This is a genomic window from Allobosea sp. NPDC003192 (genome assembly GCF_050275675.1).
In the GTDB taxonomy this organism is placed as follows: Bacteria; Pseudomonadota; Alphaproteobacteria; order Rhizobiales; family Beijerinckiaceae; genus Allobosea.
Genome location: NZ_JBNNPK010000002.1, coordinates 425030 through 441774, shown reverse-complemented (window position 1 = coordinate 441774; position 16745 = coordinate 425030). Strand labels below are relative to the sequence as shown.

Below are 16745 nucleotides of genomic sequence, written 5' to 3'. Positions count from 1 at the left end.
CGCTCGTTTTGGCCAACTCGTCTCGCCTCAAGCCTTGACGACGTGCTCACCTATGGCGCCGGTGCGCTCGCAGATATTGCGCGTGTCGATGACGAGCTGCGCCTGCGCGACGAGGGCCTTGTAGTCGACCGCGTCATGGTCGGTCGCGATCAGGACGGCCTGATAGCCCCGCACGATCTCGGGCGTGAGCGCAATAGAATGGCGTCCGGCCAGCGCCGCGTGCTCGCGCGTCGTCGGCAGCACCGGAATATGCGGATCGTGATAGTCGGCCATCGCGCCACGCTGCTCGATGAGTTCGATCAGGCGCAGCGACGGGCTCTCGCGCATGTCGTCGACGTTCTTCTTATAGGCGGCTCCGATGACCAGGATCCTCGCTCCGTTCAGGCCGCGACCAAAGCGCTGGTCCAGCGCCTGGGCCAGCTTTTCGACGACGAGGCGCGGCATGGCGGTGTTGATTTCACCCGCCAGCTCGATGAAGCGCGCCGGGATCTCGTATTCGCGCGCCTTCCAGGACAGATAGAACGGATCGATCGGGATGCAGTGCCCGCCCAGGCCAGGGCCCGGATAGAACGGCATGAAGCCGAAAGGCTTGGTCTTGGCCGCCTCGATGACCTCCCAGACATCGATGCCCATTGCCGCATAGATCAGCTTCAGCTCGTTGACGAGGGCGATGTTGACCGAGCGGAAGATGTTCTCGGTCAGCTTGACCGCCTCGGCGGTGGCGGTCGAGGAAACCGGCACGGTAGTCACCACGAACTGGCCGTAAAGCGCCTGCGCGATCTGCAAGGCGTCGCCGCCATCGCCGCCGACCACCTTCGGAATCGAGGCGGTGCCGAAATGGGGATTGCCGGGATCTTCGCGTTCCGGCGAGAACGCCAGATAGAAATCCCGGCCGCTCTTCAGCCCGGTCCGTTCGAGGATCGGCTTGAGGACCTCGTCGGTCGTGCCCGGGTAGGTGGTCGATTCGAGGACGATGAGCTGGCCGCGGCGTAGATGTCTTTCGATCGCCTCGGCAGTGCGGACGACGAAGCCCAGATCCGGCTCGCGATGGCGCGTGAGCGGTGTCGGCACGCAGATGACGAGGCCGTCCGGCTCGCCCAGCCGCGTGAAATCACCCGTCGCGACGAAACGTCCGGCGTCGATCTCGGCGGCGAGATCTCCGGCAGCGATATGCCTGATCCCCGGTTCACCCCTGTTGAGGCTGTCCACACGCTCGGCGTTGATGTCGAACCCGACGACCTCGAAACCGGCGCGCGCAGCCACAAGCGCCAGCGGCAGGCCGACATAGCCCAGGCCGATGACGCCGAGCTTGAAACTGCGGTCCTGTACCCGCGCGAGCAGCCCGCTCGCGATCCCGTCCTGGGCTGTATCGGTCATGGCGCCTGCTCGGGAAATGGCCGCACAATCGGAGGCCCCAGCCTCAGACCCGCTTGTAGATGTCCTCGATCCGGACGATGTCGTCCTCGCCAAGATAGGAACCGACCTGCACTTCGATCAGCTCGAGCGGGATTTTCCCCGGATTGGCCATGCGGTGCACGCAGCCGATCGGCAGATAGATCGATTCGTTCTCGTGCACGACGATCGTCTCGTCGTTGCGGGTCACCTCGGCGGTGCCGCGCACCACGATCCAGTGCTCGGCCCGGTGATAGTGCTTCTGCAAAGATAGGACGCCGCCGGGCTTCACCGTGATGCGCTTGACCTGATGGCGTGAACCCATGTCGATCGAGAGATATTTACCCCAGGGGCGCTGAATCTCGCGATGGGCACCGGCCTCCGATTCCCCCTTGGAGGTGATCAGGGCGACCATGTCCTTCACCTTGTCCGTCCTGGCCTTCGGCGTGACGAGCACGGCATCGCGCGTCGCGATGACGGCGATCTCGTCGAGCCCGATCACGGCGACCAGGGACTCCTCCGAGCGGACAAGGTTGTTCGAACCGTCGAGCACATAGCCGCGTCCATCGATGACGTTGCCCTGAGCGTCCTTGTCCGACAGGTCCCAGACGGCCGACCAGCCGCCGACATCCGACCAGCCGAAGCCGCCGGCGACGACCGCAGCCTTCCTTGTCCGCTCCATTACGGCGTAGTCGATCGAGATCTTCTTCGCTGCGGTAAAGGCCGCGGCATCGAGCAGCACGAAGTCGAGGTCCGGCTTCGCCTTCGCGACGGCTTCGGCGACAGGCGCGAGCACATCCGGCTCGAAGGCCTCGAGCTCCGAGCGCATCGTCGCCGCATCGAAGATGAAGTTGCCGGAATTCCAGAGATAGCCGTCGAGCAGGTACTGCGCGGCGCGCGGCGCGTCCGGCTTCTCGACGAAAGCGGCAACTCTGCGCGCCCCGTCGCCGATCTCCTCGCCCGGCCGGATATAGCCATAGCCCGTCGCCGGGTGGCTCGGCGGGATGCCGATCGTCACGACATGACCCTGCTGCGCGACGATGCCGGCCTTGCGGCAGGTCGCGACGAAAAGCGCCCCATCCTGGACGACATGGTCGGCGGCGAAGACACCGACGATCGCGTGCTCGTCGCGAGCGAGCGCAAGCTCGGTCGCAGCGGCGACGGCAGCGGCGGAATCACGGCGGGTCGGCTCGAGCACGATCTGGGCGGAGACGCCGATCGTCTGGAGTTGCTCCTGCACCGTGAAGCGATATTCGACATTGGTGATGACGATCGCTGGAGCGAAGACCGTCGTGTCCGAGAGAAGACGCATGGCGCGCTGAAAGGTCGAGTCCTGCCCGAGCAGGCTGATGAACTGCTTCGGCATCGTATCGCGCGAGACCGGCCACAGCCGTGTCCCCGCGCCGCCGCACATCACAACAGGTACGATCTTTGACGGCATCGGCCAGGGCTCCATGTTGGCGGTGCTCTAGATCGCCATGGGGGTTAGAGCAAGGCCCGCGGACATTCGCGCAGCCGGAGCACAGCTCCGGCATCGGTCTGCCCTGATCCACCGCACAATGTGATTGTCACGGCGACGCTGCTCAATCGAGCTCGAACGCGTCCTTGTAGTTCAGCTTCAGCGCCGGGTCCTGCTCCTCCTTGCGCAGCAGGCAGTTGCCGACGACCAGCAGCTCGATCTCCGAGCCCATGAAGCAGCGGAAAGCGTCGCTCGCCGTGCAGACGATCGGCTCGCCACGAACGTTGAAGGAGGTGTTGACCACGACCGGGCAGCCGGTCAGCGCCTTGAAGCGCGAGATCAGCCGGTGATAGCGCGGATTGGTCTCTGCATGGACCGTCTGGATGCGGGCCGAATAATCGACATGGGTGACGGCGGGAATGGTCGAGCGCGGCACGTTGAGCTTGTCGATGCCGAACAGCGCCTTTTCCTCCTGCGTCATCTCACGCCGCAAGCCCTCGCGGACATCGGCGACGAGAAGCATGTAGGGCGAATCGCCATCGAGCTCGAACCAGTCGGCGACGTCCTCGCGCAGCACCGAGGGCGCGAACGGCCGGAAGCTCTCGCGGTACTTCACCTTGAGATTGAGCGTCTTCTGCATCGCCGGCGAGCGGGGATCGCCGAGGATCGAGCGGCCGCCGAGCGCGCGCGGCCCGAACTCCATCCGGCCCTGCATCCAGCCGACCGCCTTGCCGTCGGCGAGGCCCTGGGCCGTCGCCTCGATCAGCGCGGCCTCATCCAAGACCTCGAACTTGGCGCCGGCAGCCGTCAGCTCGGCTTCGATCTCCGCCTGGCTGAAGTCTGGGCCGAGATAGCTGCCGCGCATGGCGTCACCCTTGGCGGGCACCTCGCGTGGCTTGCCATGGAAGAGATGGTAGCCGGCGAGCGCTGCCCCGAGCGCCCCGCCGGCATCACCCGCCGCCGGCTGGATCCACAGCCCGTCGAACAGGCCCTCGCGCAGCAATTTGCCATTGGCAACGCAGTTCAGGGCGACACCGCCGGCGAGGCAGAGATTCGTCATGCCGGTCTCGGCCCGGACCGAGCGGGCGAGCCTGAGCACGATCTCCTCGGTCACAGCCTGCACCGAGGCGGCCATGTCCATGTGGAACTGCGTCAGCAATTGCTCGGGCTTGCGGACCGGCTCGCCGAACAGGGCGGCGAACCTGTCATTGGTCATGGTCAGGCCAACGCCATAATTGAAATAGCTCTGGTCGAGCTGGAAGGAGCCGTCCTCCTTCAGGTCGACGAGCTTTTCCAGCATCAGCTTGGCGAAGCGGGGCTCGCCATAGGGCGCAAGGCCCATCACCTTGTACTCGCCGGAATTGACCTTGAAGCCGATGTAATAGGTCACGGCCGAATAGAGCAGCCCGAGCGAATGTGGGAAGTGCAGCTCCTTGTGGACCTTGAGATCGTTCCCCCTGCCGATGGCGAGCGTCATCGTCGCCCATTCGCCGACCCCGTCCATGGTCAGCACCACCGCCTCCTCGAAGGGCGAGGGGTAGAAGGCGGAGGCCGCATGCGAGAGGTGATGCTCGGTGAAGAGCAGCTTCTCGACATCGAAGCCGGGGCTGAGCTTTTTCAGCTCCTTGGCAATGATCTGCTTCTGGAACAGTTTTTCGCGCAGCCAGAGCGGCATCGCCATGCGGAACGAGGTGAAACCGCGCGGCGCGAAGGAGAGATAGGTCTCGAGCAGTCGCTCGAACTTGATGAAGGGCTTGTCGTAGAAGACGACCGCATCGAGCTCGTCGAGCCCGCAGCCGGCGACCGAAAGGCAGTACTCGACCGCGTGCTTCGGGAACTCGGCATCGTGCTTGCGGCGAGTGAAACGCTCCTCCTGCGCCGCCGCCTCGATGCGCCCGTCGACGACCAGCGCCGCCGCGCTGTCATGATAGAGCCCCGAAATCCCGAGAATGCGCATCGCGGCCGGGACGCTCAGAACAGCGTGTAGATGAAGGGCGCGATCGCGCTGCCCTTGGTCAGGAAGAGCAGGCCGCCGAGCAGCACGCACATCAGAAGGATCGGCACCAGCCAGAACTTCTTTCGCGCCGCCATGAAGCGGAAGAACTCACGCAGGAACGACATCGCAGCAATCCCGTCAGAACTGGTCTTTCATCGAGACCGGCTCTGGCCCCGGCGGATCGCGAACGATCCAGTAGCTCTTCGCCTCCGGCTGCTTCTTCAGCCTGAGGAAGTCCTTGCCCACGAGCCGGGCGATGAAGGCCATCGGCGTGAAGACGAGGAAGAACAGGATGCCGAGCACGATCGGGTTGATGATCGCCGCCAGCAGCAGGCCGAACTTCATCCAGAGCTTGTTCAGCGGCGCCAGCACCACCGGCCGGATCAACGCGACCGCGAGGAAGCCGGCGGCGATGAGCGCGAGCCAGGGCCAGGCCCGGCCATGATGCCAGGCGTTGTAGAGGCCGATCAGCGCGAAGACGGCGGCGAAGACGAAGCCGAAGGAGCGATCGCTCGATCCTTCATGGTCGTCATGGCCGGCCCCGGCCTGGAATTCGTGATGGACGCCCTTCGACAAGCCGCCGCTCCTGTTCAGGCGGCATCCTCTAGGCGATTAAGGGAGGAAGGTACAGGGTAGAGGCAGCGTCGCGGCCACCAGCTCGTCATGCTCGGGCTTGACCCGAGCATCTCAGGCAGGATGAGGCTCCGACCGGTGCCTTCTTGTCATGAGATTCTCGGGTCTGCGCTTCGCTTCGCCCGAGAATGACGCCAGCCCTTCAGCTCAGCATCCGCGTATCGCCGCAGACTGAGATCTCCTGGCCGGAGATCGTCTTGGCGAAGGGCGAGGCCAGGAAGACGATCTGCTTGGCGATGTCCTTGGGATCGACGAACTGCTTGATCGAGACGCCGGCGAAGAGCCGGTCCGTCATCTCGTCATGCGAGACATTGAGCGAGCGCGCCTTGTTGGCGATCACGCTCTGGATGCGCGGCCCGTCGACGAGACCGGGGCAGATCGCATTGGCCCGGATGCCGAACTCGCCGAGCTCGGCTGAGAGCGCCTTGGTGAAGCCGATCACGCCCCATTTCGCTGCCGCGTAGGGCGAGCGCAGCGGGAAGCCGTGCTTGCCGGCCTGGCTGGAGAGATTGACGATCGAGGCATTCTTCGACTGCTTCAGGTGCTCGACGGCGAGCCGGGTGCAGTTGAACTGGCCGGTCAGGTCGATGGCGACGCAAGCGTCCCAGTCCTCCGGCGCGATCTCGTCGACGCGCCCGGTCGGCCCGGCGATACCGGCATTGTTGACCAGGCAGTCGAGCCCGCCCAGCGCGGCAAGCGCCTCCTCGAACAGCCGCGCCACCGCCTTGCGGTCGGAGACGTCGCAGACCGAGCGCGTGATCGCAGGATCGCTCTCAGCCATCTCGGCGAGCGCCTTCTCGTCGACATCGCAGATATGGACCTTGGCGCCCTCAGCAGCGAAGGCGCGCGCCGTCGCCCGGCCGATGCCATTGGCGCCCGCCGTCACCAGCACGCGCAAGCCCTTGATCGTCAGATCCATCGTTTCCGTCCCTTTTCCTTCGTTGTGAGGCCGATCGACTATTCCGCCAGCCGCGCCGTCCGTTCGATATGCTCGGCCGCGGCGCTGATGTCCTCGATCAGCGCCTGCCGCGCCGCTGCTGGATCACGCCGCCGCAGGGCCGCCAGCAATTGCGCATGCGCGACGACGGCACTGCCGCCATCGAGCCGGCGCGGCTCATGCCGCATGTCGAGATTGAGGATAGGCCCGGCCTTGAGCCAGAGTCGGGAGATCATCTCGATCAGCGAGGGCATGCCGGCCGCTTCATAAAGCGCGAAATGTAGGTCGCGATTGGCGCCGACCGCGGCGGCCGGATCCGGCGGGTCCTTCGCCGCCGCCAGGAACGCCGCCTCATGCTGGGCAACCACGGCGATCTGCGCGTCGGTGATGACCTTCGTCGCCTCCTCGGCCGCGAAGCCCTCCACCACCAGCCTGATCCGGGTGAGCTCGCGGAACTGCGTCAGCGTCAGCACCGGCACGCGCACCGCCCGCCCCGGCAGGACCTCCAGCGCCTTGTCCGCGGCGAGCCGGCTGACCGCCTCGCGCACCGGCATCATCGAGACACCGAGCGCCTCGGCGACGCGGCGCAGCGACAGCTTCTCGCCCGGCGCCAACCGTCCCGCGATCAGGAGCGCCCTGAGCTCGCCGGTGACGCGCTCACCCAGCGTCTCGTGCAGGAGCGAGCCGACCTCATCAAGCGCCGACGCCTCACCGGCCTTCCCCAGGGCGGAGGAGGCAGGTCGCGATTGCAGTGCATCAGAGGGCTGGACTCGGGCAACCATGTCTGCCAACCTAACTGTGATCACAGATCACGACAAGCGGTCCGAGACCGCGCAGTGAAGAAGACGATCCACGCAATCCGACGCCGAAGAGCGCGGGCGAGTTCTGGGAGGAACGGAATGTCAGAGCAGTCAAGGATCAAGGGCCTTTCGCGTCGCCAGACGCTCGTCGGGCTCGGCGGTGTGGCCACCGGCCTGATCGCCAGCCCGGCGGTCATTCTCGCGCAGACCTCGGAAGCGATCCGCTTCGGGCACCTGACCCCGCGCACCGGCTTCCTCGGCCCGCTCGGCGAATATGGCGTCATGGCCGCCGATCTTGCTGCCGAGGAGATCAACGCCGCCGGCGGCATCAACGGCCGCAAGCTCGAACTCCTCAAGGAGGACTCGGTCAACCCGCAGACCGCCTCGACCAAGGCCGAGCGCATGATCGAGCGCGACAAGGTCGCCTGTATCATCGGCGAAATCTCTTCGGCCTCCTGCCTGACGATCTCGCAGGTCGCGGCCCGCAACAAGACGCTCTTCCTCAACACCGGCGGCAATTCCGACGCCCTGCGCGGCGAGAGCTGCAACCGCTACATGTTCCATGTCGAGCATCAGAACTCGATGTATGTGAAAAGCGCCGGCCGCTCGCTGCTGGCGCAGGGGCTGGTCAAGGGCAAGAAGTGGTTCTCGCTCACCGCCGACTACGCCTTCGGCCATGACCTCAGCAAGGTCGCCAAGCGCTTCATGGAGGCCAATGGCGGCCAGTTCGCCGCCGACAAGCTGGTTCCGACCGACGCGACCGACTTCTCGGCGCTGCTGCTGGAGATCCGCGCGGCCAAGCCTGATCTCGTGATCTCGAATCTCGCCGGCAACCAGATCACCAACTTCCTCAAGCAGTATTCCGAGTTCGGCCTGACCTTCCCGGTCGCCGGCTTCGGCTTCGACACCGCCCTCGCCTGGGCCGCCGGCAAGGACAATTTCGGCGGCATCTGGCCCTGCGTCTGGCATCACCTGATCGACACGCCCTCGACCAAGGCTTTCGTCGCCGCCTTCACCAAGAAATACGGCAAGCCGCCGGAGAACCAGGCCTGGGGCGACTATGTCGGCGTCAAGGTCATGGCCCAGTCGATGAACGAGCTGAAATCGACCGACACCGCCAAGATCCTCGAGCATCTCGAGAAGGGCGCGAAGTTCGACGTGATGAAGCCGCGCCAGGGCTATTTCCGCGCCTCCGACCACCAATTGATCAGTGAGATGTACACGATCACCGCTCTGCCAGCGGCGCAGGTCAAGAACCAGTGGGATCTCTTCACCTCCTCACCGCCGGTGCCCGGCCCGAACGAGGACATGGAGGTCATCGCCACCCAGGGCGACGAAGCCGTCTGCAAGATGAGCTGAAGTCGTTCGGTACAGGCACTGCGCGACCCCCTCTCCCGCATCGAAGTCGGGTCTACCCGACTTCGATCACTCTGAGTTCTGATCTCGGGCAAGCCCGAGATCAGTGGAGAGGGGCAGGGGTGAGGGACCGCCGCTGATCATCAAAGCGAGGCGGCACCGCTGCGACCTTTATCGGTGAGGGCAAGCCCTCATCCCTGCCCTTCTCCCACACGGGAGAAGGGTTCCCCGCGCCCTTTCAGGCGGCTGAAAGCAACCCGGACAAAGGCCATCCCTTGCTCACCCTCTTCATCCAGCAGGTGCTGAACGGGCTGCTCGACGGGGTCTATTACCTCCTGATCGCGCTCGGCCTGTCGCTGATCTTCTCGCTCGGCGGCATCGTCAACCTGGCGCATGGCGCCTTCTATGCGATCGGCGCCTATCTCACGATCGTGCTCGCCCCCCATATCGGCTTCGGCGGCGCCATCATTGCCTCGCCAGTGCTGGTCGCGCTGATCGGCATCGTCATCGAGCGCGGGCTGTTCCAGCGCTTCTACCGCTCCGACCCGATCCTCTCGCTGCTCCTGACCTTCGGTCTCGCCATGGTCGCCGAGCAGAGCCTGCGCATGATCTTCGGCGCGCCGCCGCTCTCCTTCTCGATCCCGCCCGCCTTGCGCGGCCAGCTCTTCATCGGCGACTTCATTTATTCGCGCTACCGCGCCCTGCTGATCCTGATCGCGGCGGCTTGCGTGCTCGGCCTCTGGTTCCTCCTGCAACGCACCGCCTTCGGCCGCGTCGTGCGCGCCGGTGTACAGAACCCCGACATGGTCGGCGCGCTCGGCATCTCCCTGCAACCCTATATGATGACGGTCGCCGGCATCGGCATCGGCCTTGCCGGCCTCGCCGGCGTGCTGCTCGCGCCGATCTATTCGATCCATCCGGCCATGGGCCAGGAGATCATCACCCCGGCCTTCGTCGTCGTCGTCATCGGTGGCCTCGGCTCCTTCTGGGGCGTCGTCGTCGCCGCGCTGATGGTCGGCCTGGTCAAGGGCATCACCATCGGCCTCGGCCTGACGCAATGGTCGACCGCGGTGATCTACCTGATGATGCTGCTCGTCCTGCTCTTCCGTCCGCGCGGCCTGTTCGGCGAGCGCATCCAGCGCTTCGAGTGAGGCCGTCATGACCAGCTCCCAGCGCGACTATCTCCCGCTCGCCATCGCCGCCATCGGTCTCGCCATCCTGCCCTCGCTGATGCATGCGGTCGGGCTCGGCACGACATCGGCCACCGAGGTCGTCGTCTTCGCCATCGCCTGCATGGCGCTCAATATCCTCGTCGGCACGACCGGCCTCGTCTCCTTCGGCCATGGCGCCTGGTTCGGCATCGCCGCCTATGCAGCCGGCCTGATCCAGCGCAACTGGCTGCCCGGCCAGTTCGCCCTGCCGATCCTGCTCGCGGTCGCGCTCGTCGCTGTCATCGCTTTCGCCTTCGGCGCGCTGATCCTGCGCCGCCGCGGCGTCTATTTCTCACTGTTGACGCTGGCGCTCGCCGCCATGATCTATTCGGTCGCCTTCCGCTGGACTTCGGTTACCGGCGGCGAGGACGGCCTGGGGGGCATCAAGCGCCCGCTCTTCGCCGGCATCGATTTCGAGATCGCCCTGCCCTTCTATGTGCTGGTGGCGACGATCGGCTTCGCCGTGGTCTACGGGCTCTGGCGCTTCCACCGCTCGCCGGTCGGCACTGTGCTCGTCGCCATCCGCGAGAATGAGCAGCGCGCCCGCTTCCTCGGCTATGCCACCACCCGCTACAAGCTCGTCGCCTTCACCGTCTCGGCGGCTTTGACCGGCCTTGCCGGCACGCTCCTGCTCTTCAACAACCGCATGACCTCGGCCGAGCCGATCTCGGTCGCCTTCTCAGGCGAATTGCTGGCGATGGTGGTGATCGGCGGCATGCGCTCCTTCCTTGGGCCGGCGCTGGGCGCGCTTTTCTTCGTCGTCTTCCGCGATCTGCTCTCCAGCGTCACTGAGAACTGGCTGTTCTGGTTCGGCCTGCTCTTCGTCGCCTTCATCGTCTTCTCGCCGGATGGTCTCGTCGGCGTCGGCCAGCGCCTGCTGAAACCCTTCCGCAAGCAGGTCGCCGAGGACGCTGCCATGTCCGCCCGCAAGGCCGGTGCGGTCGAACTCCCCGCCTTCATGAAGCCGGCCGACGCCGGCGACGGCACGATCCTGACCGCGACCGGCCTCGCCAAGAGCTTCGGCGGCATCAAGGCGGTCGAGAACGTCGACATCACCATGCGCGACCGCAAGCTGCACGCGCTGATCGGCCCGAACGGCGCCGGTAAGACCACCGCCTTCAACCTGATCTCCGGGATGTTCGCGCCCGATCGCGGCGAGGTCCGCCTGCGCGAGCGCAACGTCGCCGGCCTCTCGCCCGAGGCGATCACCCAGGCGGGCATCGGCCGTGCCTTCCAGATCACCAACCTCTTCCCGGCGCTCTCCGTCGCCGAGAATGTCCGGCTCGCCGTGCAGGCGCGCGCACCCGAGCGCTTCGGCCTCTGGCAGGCGGCTGGTGGGCTGGATCAGGTCAATGACGAGACCCGCCAGGTCATCTCGACCATGGGCCTCTCCGGCATCGAACAGGCCGAAGCCGGCTCGCTCAGCTATGGCGGCCAGCGCCTGCTCGACATGAGCCTCGCTCTCGCCACCAGCCCGCGCGTGCTCCTGCTCGACGAGCCGCTCGCCGGCCTCGCCGCGGCCGAACGCGAGCGCGTCGGCAACCTCATCAAGTCGATCTCGACCGATTTGCCGGTGCTGCTGGTCGAGCACGACATCGACCGCGTCTTCGCCATCGCCGACCATGTCACCGTGATGAACGAAGGCTCGGTGCTGGTCGACGGCACGGTGGAGGACGCCCGCTCCTCGCCCAAGGTGCAGGAGGTCTATATCGGCTCCGGCGCCCATGCGCTGGCCGAGAAGCCGCGCGAGAGCGCCGCCGGCGACAAGGTGCTGCTCGGCCTCGACAAGGTCGACACCTTCTACGGCAAGAGCCACATCCTGCGGCAGGTCAGCTTCGGCGTGCACGAGAACGAGATCGTCGCTCTGCTCGGCCGCAACGGCGCCGGCAAGTCGACCCTGCTCAAGACCATCACCGGCATCGCCCCGCCTGCCTCCGGTTCGATCAGCCTCGCCGGCGACGACATCGCCCGCCTGCCGCCGGCCCAGATCGCCCGCGCCGGCATCGCCTATGTCCCGCAGGGACGCGGCCTCTTCGCCGGCATGAGCGTCAAGGACAATATGGAGCTCGGCCGCCTGCGCCGCCGCACCGGCAATGGCACGCACTGGGAGGACGAGAAGATCTTCTCCTTCTTCCCGCGCATCAGGGAGCGCTGGCAGTCGCCGGCCGACTATCTCTCCGGCGGCGAGCAGCAGATGGTCGCGGTGGCGCGCGCCCTCTCCGGCGACACCAAGGTGCTCCTGCTCGACGAGCCCTTCGAGGGCCTGGCGCCGGCCGTGGTCGAGGAGCTGTTCGAGGCCTTCGACAAGCTCCGCAAGGAGATCGCTATCGTCATCGTCGACCACCATCTCGACCTGGCGCTAGCGCTCTCCGACCGCACCGTCGTGCTCGAGCGCGGCCAGGTCACCCATATCGGCCCATCCCGCGCCCTCAGCCAGGACCTTGCGCTGCGGCGGCAGGTGCTGTGGCTTTGACCGAGCCCTCTTCTTCGACTGCCATGGACAGGATCGCATGACCAAGATCGCCATCGTCGGTTCGGGCCTGATCGGCCGCGCCTGGGCCACCGTCTTCGCCAGCCATGGCTTCGAGGTCGCGCTGCACGATGTGAAGCCGGAGGCCGCCAAGGCCGCCCGCACCCATATCGGCAAGAACCTCAGGGAACTCGCCGGCCATGGCCTCGTTGACGATCCCGCGGGTTCGCTCGCCCGCATCCGCGTCGCGAAAGACCTTGCCGACGCGCTGAAGGGCGTGGCGCTGGTGCAGGAGAACGGGCCGGAGACGGTCGAGGCCAAGCGCGAGCTCTTCGCGCAGATGGACGCGCTCGCGCCCGCTTCCGCGATCCTCGCCTCCTCGACCTCCTTCATCATGGCCTCGACCTTCTCGGAGACGCTGAAGGGTCGCGCCCGCTGCCTCGTCGCCCATCCGGTCAACCCGCCGCATCTGGTGCCGATCGTCGAGCTGGCGCCGGCGCCCTGGACCGATCCCAAGATCGTCGCCAAGGCCAAGCGCATCTACGAGCAGGCCGGCCAGGTCGCGATCATGCTGCGCAAGGAAAAGCCCGGCTTCGTGCTCAACCGGCTGCAGGCGGTGCTGCTGGCCGAGGCCTTCCGCCTCGTCGGCGAAGGCGTCGCCAGTGCCGAAGACGTCGACAAGACCATCCGCGACGGGCTCGGCCTGCGCTGGTCGTTCATGGGGCCGTTCGAGACGATCGAGCTCAATGCGCCCGGCGGGATCCCGGATTACTGCGCACGCTATTCGGAATCGCTCGACCGCATGGTCAAATCCTCTGAAGGGCTCGGCAACCCGTTCAAGCCCGAGACGGTCGCCGAGGTCATGCGCGAATGGCGCGGCGCGCAGGAAGCCAGCCGCGTCAAGCGCCTCAGCGACTGGCGCGACAGCCGTCTCGCCGCCTTGCAGGCGCACAAGCGCGCGGCGAAGCGCAAGCCGGCGTGAGTTTCAGGATTTAGGGAAGGACTATCGCATGGCCAAGAACCGCAAAGTCATCATCACCTGCGCCGTCACCGGCGCGATCCACACGCCCTCGATGTCGCCCTATCTGCCGGTGACGCCCGACGAGATCATCGATGCCGCGGTCGGTGCGGCCGAGGCCGGCGCGGCGCTCGTCCACGTCCATGCCCGCAACCCGAAGACCGGCCAGCCCGACCAGTCGCCCGAAGCCTTCGAGCCCTTCCTCAAGGTGATCAAGCAGCGCTCGAACTGCGTCATCAACATCACCACCGGCGGCGCCCCGACCATGCTGGTCGAGGAGCGGCTGCAACCCTGCGCCCATTTCAAGCCCGAGGTCGCCTCGCTCAACATGGGCTCGATGAATTTCGGGCTCTACCCGATGCTGAACCGCTTCAAGGAGTTCAAGCATGACTGGGAGCGGCCCTATCTCGAAGGCTCCAACGACCGCGTCTTCAAGAACACCTTCAAGGACATCGAAAACATCCTGACCACCTGCGCCGAGAACGGCACACGCTTCGAGATCGAGTGCTACGACATCGGCCATCTCTACACGCTCGCCCATTTCGTCGATCGCGGGCTGGTGAAGCCGCCCTTCTTCGTCCAGTCGGTCTTCGGCCTGCTCGGCGGCATCGGCCCGCATCCCGAGGACGTCGCCCATATGAAGCGCACCGCCGACCGGCTCTTCGGCGACGACTATCACTGGTCGGTGCTCGGCGCCGGCCGCCACCAGCTCCCGATCGCGGCGATGGCGGTCGCGATGGGCGGCAATCTGCGCGTCGGCCTGGAAGACTCGCTCTGGCTCGGCCCCGGCCAGCTCGCCAAGTCGAACGCCGACCAGGTCCGCGCCGCGCGCAAGATCATCGAGGGCCTCGGCCTGGAGATCGCGACGCCCGACGATGCCCGCGAGCAGCTCCAGCTCAAGGGCGCCGACAAGGTCGCGTTCTGAGATCACCCTGGATCGTGTCCGGCGAGGTTGGCTCGCCGGACGCCAATGGCTAAACCTCGCGGCCAATCCCAGAGCGAACTCGGCTGGCCGCGCAATTCATGCAGACTTTCACCTTCATCCTGATCCTGGTGATGGCCGTGGTGGCTTCACAGCCGCTGACCCGGCTGTTCAGGATCGTCCCGCTGCCGATCATCCAGATCGGCCTCGGCGCAGCGCTTGCCTGGCCGACAGCCGGCTTCCATCCCAGGATCGATCCAGAGCTCTTCCTCCTGCTCTTCATCGCCCCGCTGCTCTTCGCCGATGCCTGGGAGGCGCCGAAGCGCGAATATCGCAAGCTGCTGCGGCCGATCCTGTCGCTCGCCGTCGGGCTGGTATTCTTCACCACATTGTTCGGTGGGCTTGCCCTGCACTGGCTGGTGCCGTCCATGCCGTTGCCGGTCGCCTTCGCGCTCGCTGCCGTGCTCTCGCCGACCGATGCGGTCGCCGTATCCGCCATCGTCGACAAGGAGACCGTGCCGAAGAACCTGATGCACATTCTCGAAGGGGAATCGCTGCTCAACGACGCGTCGGGCCTGGTGATCTTCCGCTTCGCCACCGCGGCTGCCCTGACCGGCAGCTTCTCGCTCTGGCAGGCCTCGCTGGCTTTCCTCCTCGCCGTCGCCGGCGGCATCGCCGCAGGCCTGCTCGCGGTCGTCGTCGTCTCCTGGGTGCTGAAGCTGCTGGCGAAATTCGACCGGATCGCGCCGGAAGCGCAGGTGCTGGTCATCATGTTCCTGCCCTTCGCAGCCTTCCTCGCGGCGGAGGCCGTCCATGCCTCAGGCGTGCTCGCCGCCGTCGTCGCCGGACTCACCGTCGGGCGCACGCGCACGGCCAACCAGCTCAGCGTTTCCGCCTATATGCTCGCCCATTCGTTCTGGACGATGCTGGCCTTCCTCTTGAACGGCACGCTCTTCGTCCTGCTCGGTCTGCAACTGCCGGCAATCATCCGCACCGTTCCACCGGCGCTCATCGACTCTCATTGGCTTTGGCAGCCGCTCGGCATCATCGTCGCGCTGACACTCTGCCTGATCCTGCTGCGCTTTGTCTGGATCACCGTCGCCATCGCGCTGAGCGGCGTCGTCAGCCGGCGCCTTCGCCTGGAGCAGTTTCACACCACGCTGCGCACCCGGCTGGCCGGCTCGGTCGCCGGCGTCCGTGGCGCGGTCACGCTCGCCGGCGTGCTGTCATTCCCCGTGCTGGCGCTCGACGGCTCTCCCTTTCCCGGGCGCGATGCCGCAATTTTCCTGGCTGCTGGCGTGATCCTGCTCTGGCTGGCGATTGCCAGCCTCGGCCTGCCGCCGATCGTGAACGGACTGGCCGTGAGCCATGGCGCTATCCACGCCACGGAGATGAGACGCGCCCGGATCGCTGCCACCGAGGCGGCGATCGCCCGTCTGGAAGGTGTCGCCCATCGCGGCGGCACCGACGGCGCCGCGACCGTCGACCAGGCGGTGGCGGAGGGACTGATCGCGACCTACCGGCGGCGCCTTGCTCTGCTCGACGACGGCCAGACGCCGCGCGAAGAGGCAGTCGCGTTACAGCGGTCCGAAAGCACCTTGCGGCAAACCGCTTTGGCGGCGGAGCGCGAGGCGCTGCGCGGCCTGCTCAGGAGCGGCGAGATCGACGATACGACCTTCAACGCGCTGGCGCACGAACTCGTCCTGCACGACGTGCTGGCCGAGTCGAAGGCTGGGTCGCGCTGACAGCCGGGTTATGCCCGGGTCGCGAGGATGAACAAACGCGGGAAGCGCAGCAGCACCTTGCCGTCCGGCTCGACCGGATAGGCCGCGGCGATCTTCTCGCGATAGCTGGCGAGGAACGCCTCGCGCTCCCCGGCCGGCAGCGGGTCGATATAGGGTTTCAGGCCTGTGCTCTTGAACCACTCGACGATCGCATCGTGCCCAGCGAGCGCATGGACATAGGTCGTCTGCCAGATGTCGACCTGGCAGCCGGCTTCCATCAGCCAGCGCCGATAATCCGAGAACGAGCCGATCACCGCCTTCGAGGCCCGCGCATTGGCGAGGCGGGCCGCCCATGGCCCCTCTGCCGCGGCCGCGTCCATCGACACATGCGACGGTTCGCTGAGGTTGTTCGGCATCTGCACCGCGAGAACCCCGCCAGGCGCCAGCGACCCGGCCAGCCGCGCAAACAGAGCCGGGTGGTCGGGAATCCATTGCAGCGCCGCATTGGCGAAGATCAGGTTGTAGCGGCTTTCGGCCGACCAGCTCTCCAGATCGGCCAGCGTGAAGGAGAGCTGCGGCAGGCGCTTGCGCGCCTTCTCCAGCATATCCGGCGACGAATCGAGCCCTTCCACCGCCGCTCCCGGAAAGCGGGCGGCGACCAGCTCGGTGCTGTTGCCGGGCCCGCAGCCAAGATCGATGCAGCGCTGCGGGTCGTTGAGGCGCACGCGCTGGATCAGGTCGAGCGGCGGCCGCGTCCGCTCGTCCTCGAAGCGCAGATACTGGTTCGCATCCCAGTCGACCTTGCCCGTCATAATCCGCTCCGTCTG

At 66.3% G+C, this 16745-nt stretch carries 14 protein-coding genes; 6 read left to right on the top strand and 8 right to left on the bottom strand.

Annotated elements, in window-relative coordinates; all coding sequences use genetic code 11:
* Positions 1-27: 27 nt before the first annotated feature.
* From ACQKLX_RS04865 to ACQKLX_RS04835, 7 genes are all read right to left on the bottom strand, one after another.
* Positions 28-1377, bottom strand: coding sequence for a nucleotide sugar dehydrogenase (locus ACQKLX_RS04865; protein WP_427359978.1), 1350 nt, complete (start codon positions 1375-1377; stop codon positions 28-30).
* Positions 1378-1420: 43 nt separating this feature from the next.
* Entirely contained in the window at positions 1421-2833 is a 1413-nt protein-coding gene (locus ACQKLX_RS04860; RefSeq protein WP_427359976.1) for a mannose-1-phosphate guanylyltransferase/mannose-6-phosphate isomerase, read from the bottom strand.
* A gap of 142 nt (positions 2834-2975) precedes the next feature.
* A complete protein-coding gene (locus ACQKLX_RS04855) occupies positions 2976-4808 on the bottom strand; it encodes a carbamoyltransferase family protein (RefSeq protein WP_427359974.1) in 1833 nt (610 codons plus the stop codon).
* Positions 4809-4822: 14 nt separating this feature from the next.
* Positions 4823-4972 carry a DUF5989 family protein gene (locus tag ACQKLX_RS04850; protein ID WP_164470445.1) on the bottom strand — a complete coding sequence of 50 codons (150 nt, stop codon included), beginning with the start codon at positions 4970-4972 and terminating at the stop codon, positions 4823-4825.
* A 13-nt stretch (positions 4973-4985) separates the two neighbouring features.
* Entirely contained in the window at positions 4986-5423 is a 438-nt protein-coding gene (locus ACQKLX_RS04845; RefSeq protein WP_427359972.1) for an SxtJ family membrane protein, read from the bottom strand.
* 199 nt (positions 5424-5622) lie between these two features.
* On the bottom strand, positions 5623-6399 hold the full coding sequence (locus tag ACQKLX_RS04840) for an SDR family oxidoreductase (RefSeq protein WP_427359970.1): 777 nt from the start codon (positions 6397-6399) through the stop codon (positions 5623-5625).
* Between the two features lie 38 nt (positions 6400-6437).
* Positions 6438-7199, bottom strand: coding sequence for a GntR family transcriptional regulator (locus ACQKLX_RS04835; protein ID WP_427359968.1), 762 nt, complete (start codon positions 7197-7199; stop codon positions 6438-6440).
* A gap of 117 nt (positions 7200-7316) precedes the next feature.
* Here ACQKLX_RS04835 and ACQKLX_RS04830 point away from each other — a divergent pair, with 117 nt between their 5' ends.
* The 6 genes from ACQKLX_RS04830 (at position 7317) to ACQKLX_RS04805 (ending at position 15939) form a co-directional block, all read left to right on the top strand.
* Positions 7317-8576 (top strand): ABC transporter substrate-binding protein, encoded by a 1260-nt coding sequence (locus tag ACQKLX_RS04830; protein WP_427359966.1) that lies wholly within the window; start codon positions 7317-7319, stop codon positions 8574-8576.
* Positions 8577-8848: 272 nt separating this feature from the next.
* Complete coding sequence (locus tag ACQKLX_RS04825; protein ID WP_092156502.1) at positions 8849-9724, top strand: branched-chain amino acid ABC transporter permease; 876 nt, start codon at positions 8849-8851, stop codon at positions 9722-9724.
* Positions 9725-9731: 7 nt separating this feature from the next.
* Complete coding sequence (locus ACQKLX_RS04820) at positions 9732-12257, top strand: branched-chain amino acid ABC transporter ATP-binding protein/permease (RefSeq protein ID WP_427359964.1); 2526 nt, start codon at positions 9732-9734, stop codon at positions 12255-12257.
* A gap of 37 nt (positions 12258-12294) precedes the next feature.
* Complete coding sequence (locus tag ACQKLX_RS04815) at positions 12295-13236, top strand: 3-hydroxyacyl-CoA dehydrogenase (protein WP_427359963.1); 942 nt, start codon at positions 12295-12297, stop codon at positions 13234-13236.
* A gap of 28 nt (positions 13237-13264) precedes the next feature.
* A complete protein-coding gene (gene kce, locus ACQKLX_RS04810) occupies positions 13265-14197 on the top strand; it encodes a 3,5-dioxohexanoate:acetyl-CoA acetone transferase (RefSeq protein ID WP_427359961.1) in 933 nt (310 codons plus the stop codon).
* Positions 14198-14295: 98 nt separating this feature from the next.
* Positions 14296-15939 carry a Na+/H+ antiporter gene (locus tag ACQKLX_RS04805; protein WP_427359959.1) on the top strand — a complete coding sequence of 548 codons (1644 nt, stop codon included), beginning with the start codon at positions 14296-14298 and terminating at the stop codon, positions 15937-15939.
* Between the two features lie 8 nt (positions 15940-15947).
* On the opposite strand, the gene tam is transcribed toward ACQKLX_RS04805, so the two are convergent.
* Positions 15948-16730 carry a trans-aconitate 2-methyltransferase gene (gene tam, locus ACQKLX_RS04800; protein WP_427359957.1) on the bottom strand — a complete coding sequence of 261 codons (783 nt, stop codon included), beginning with the start codon at positions 16728-16730 and terminating at the stop codon, positions 15948-15950.
* Between the last annotated feature and the right edge of the window lie 15 nt (positions 16731-16745).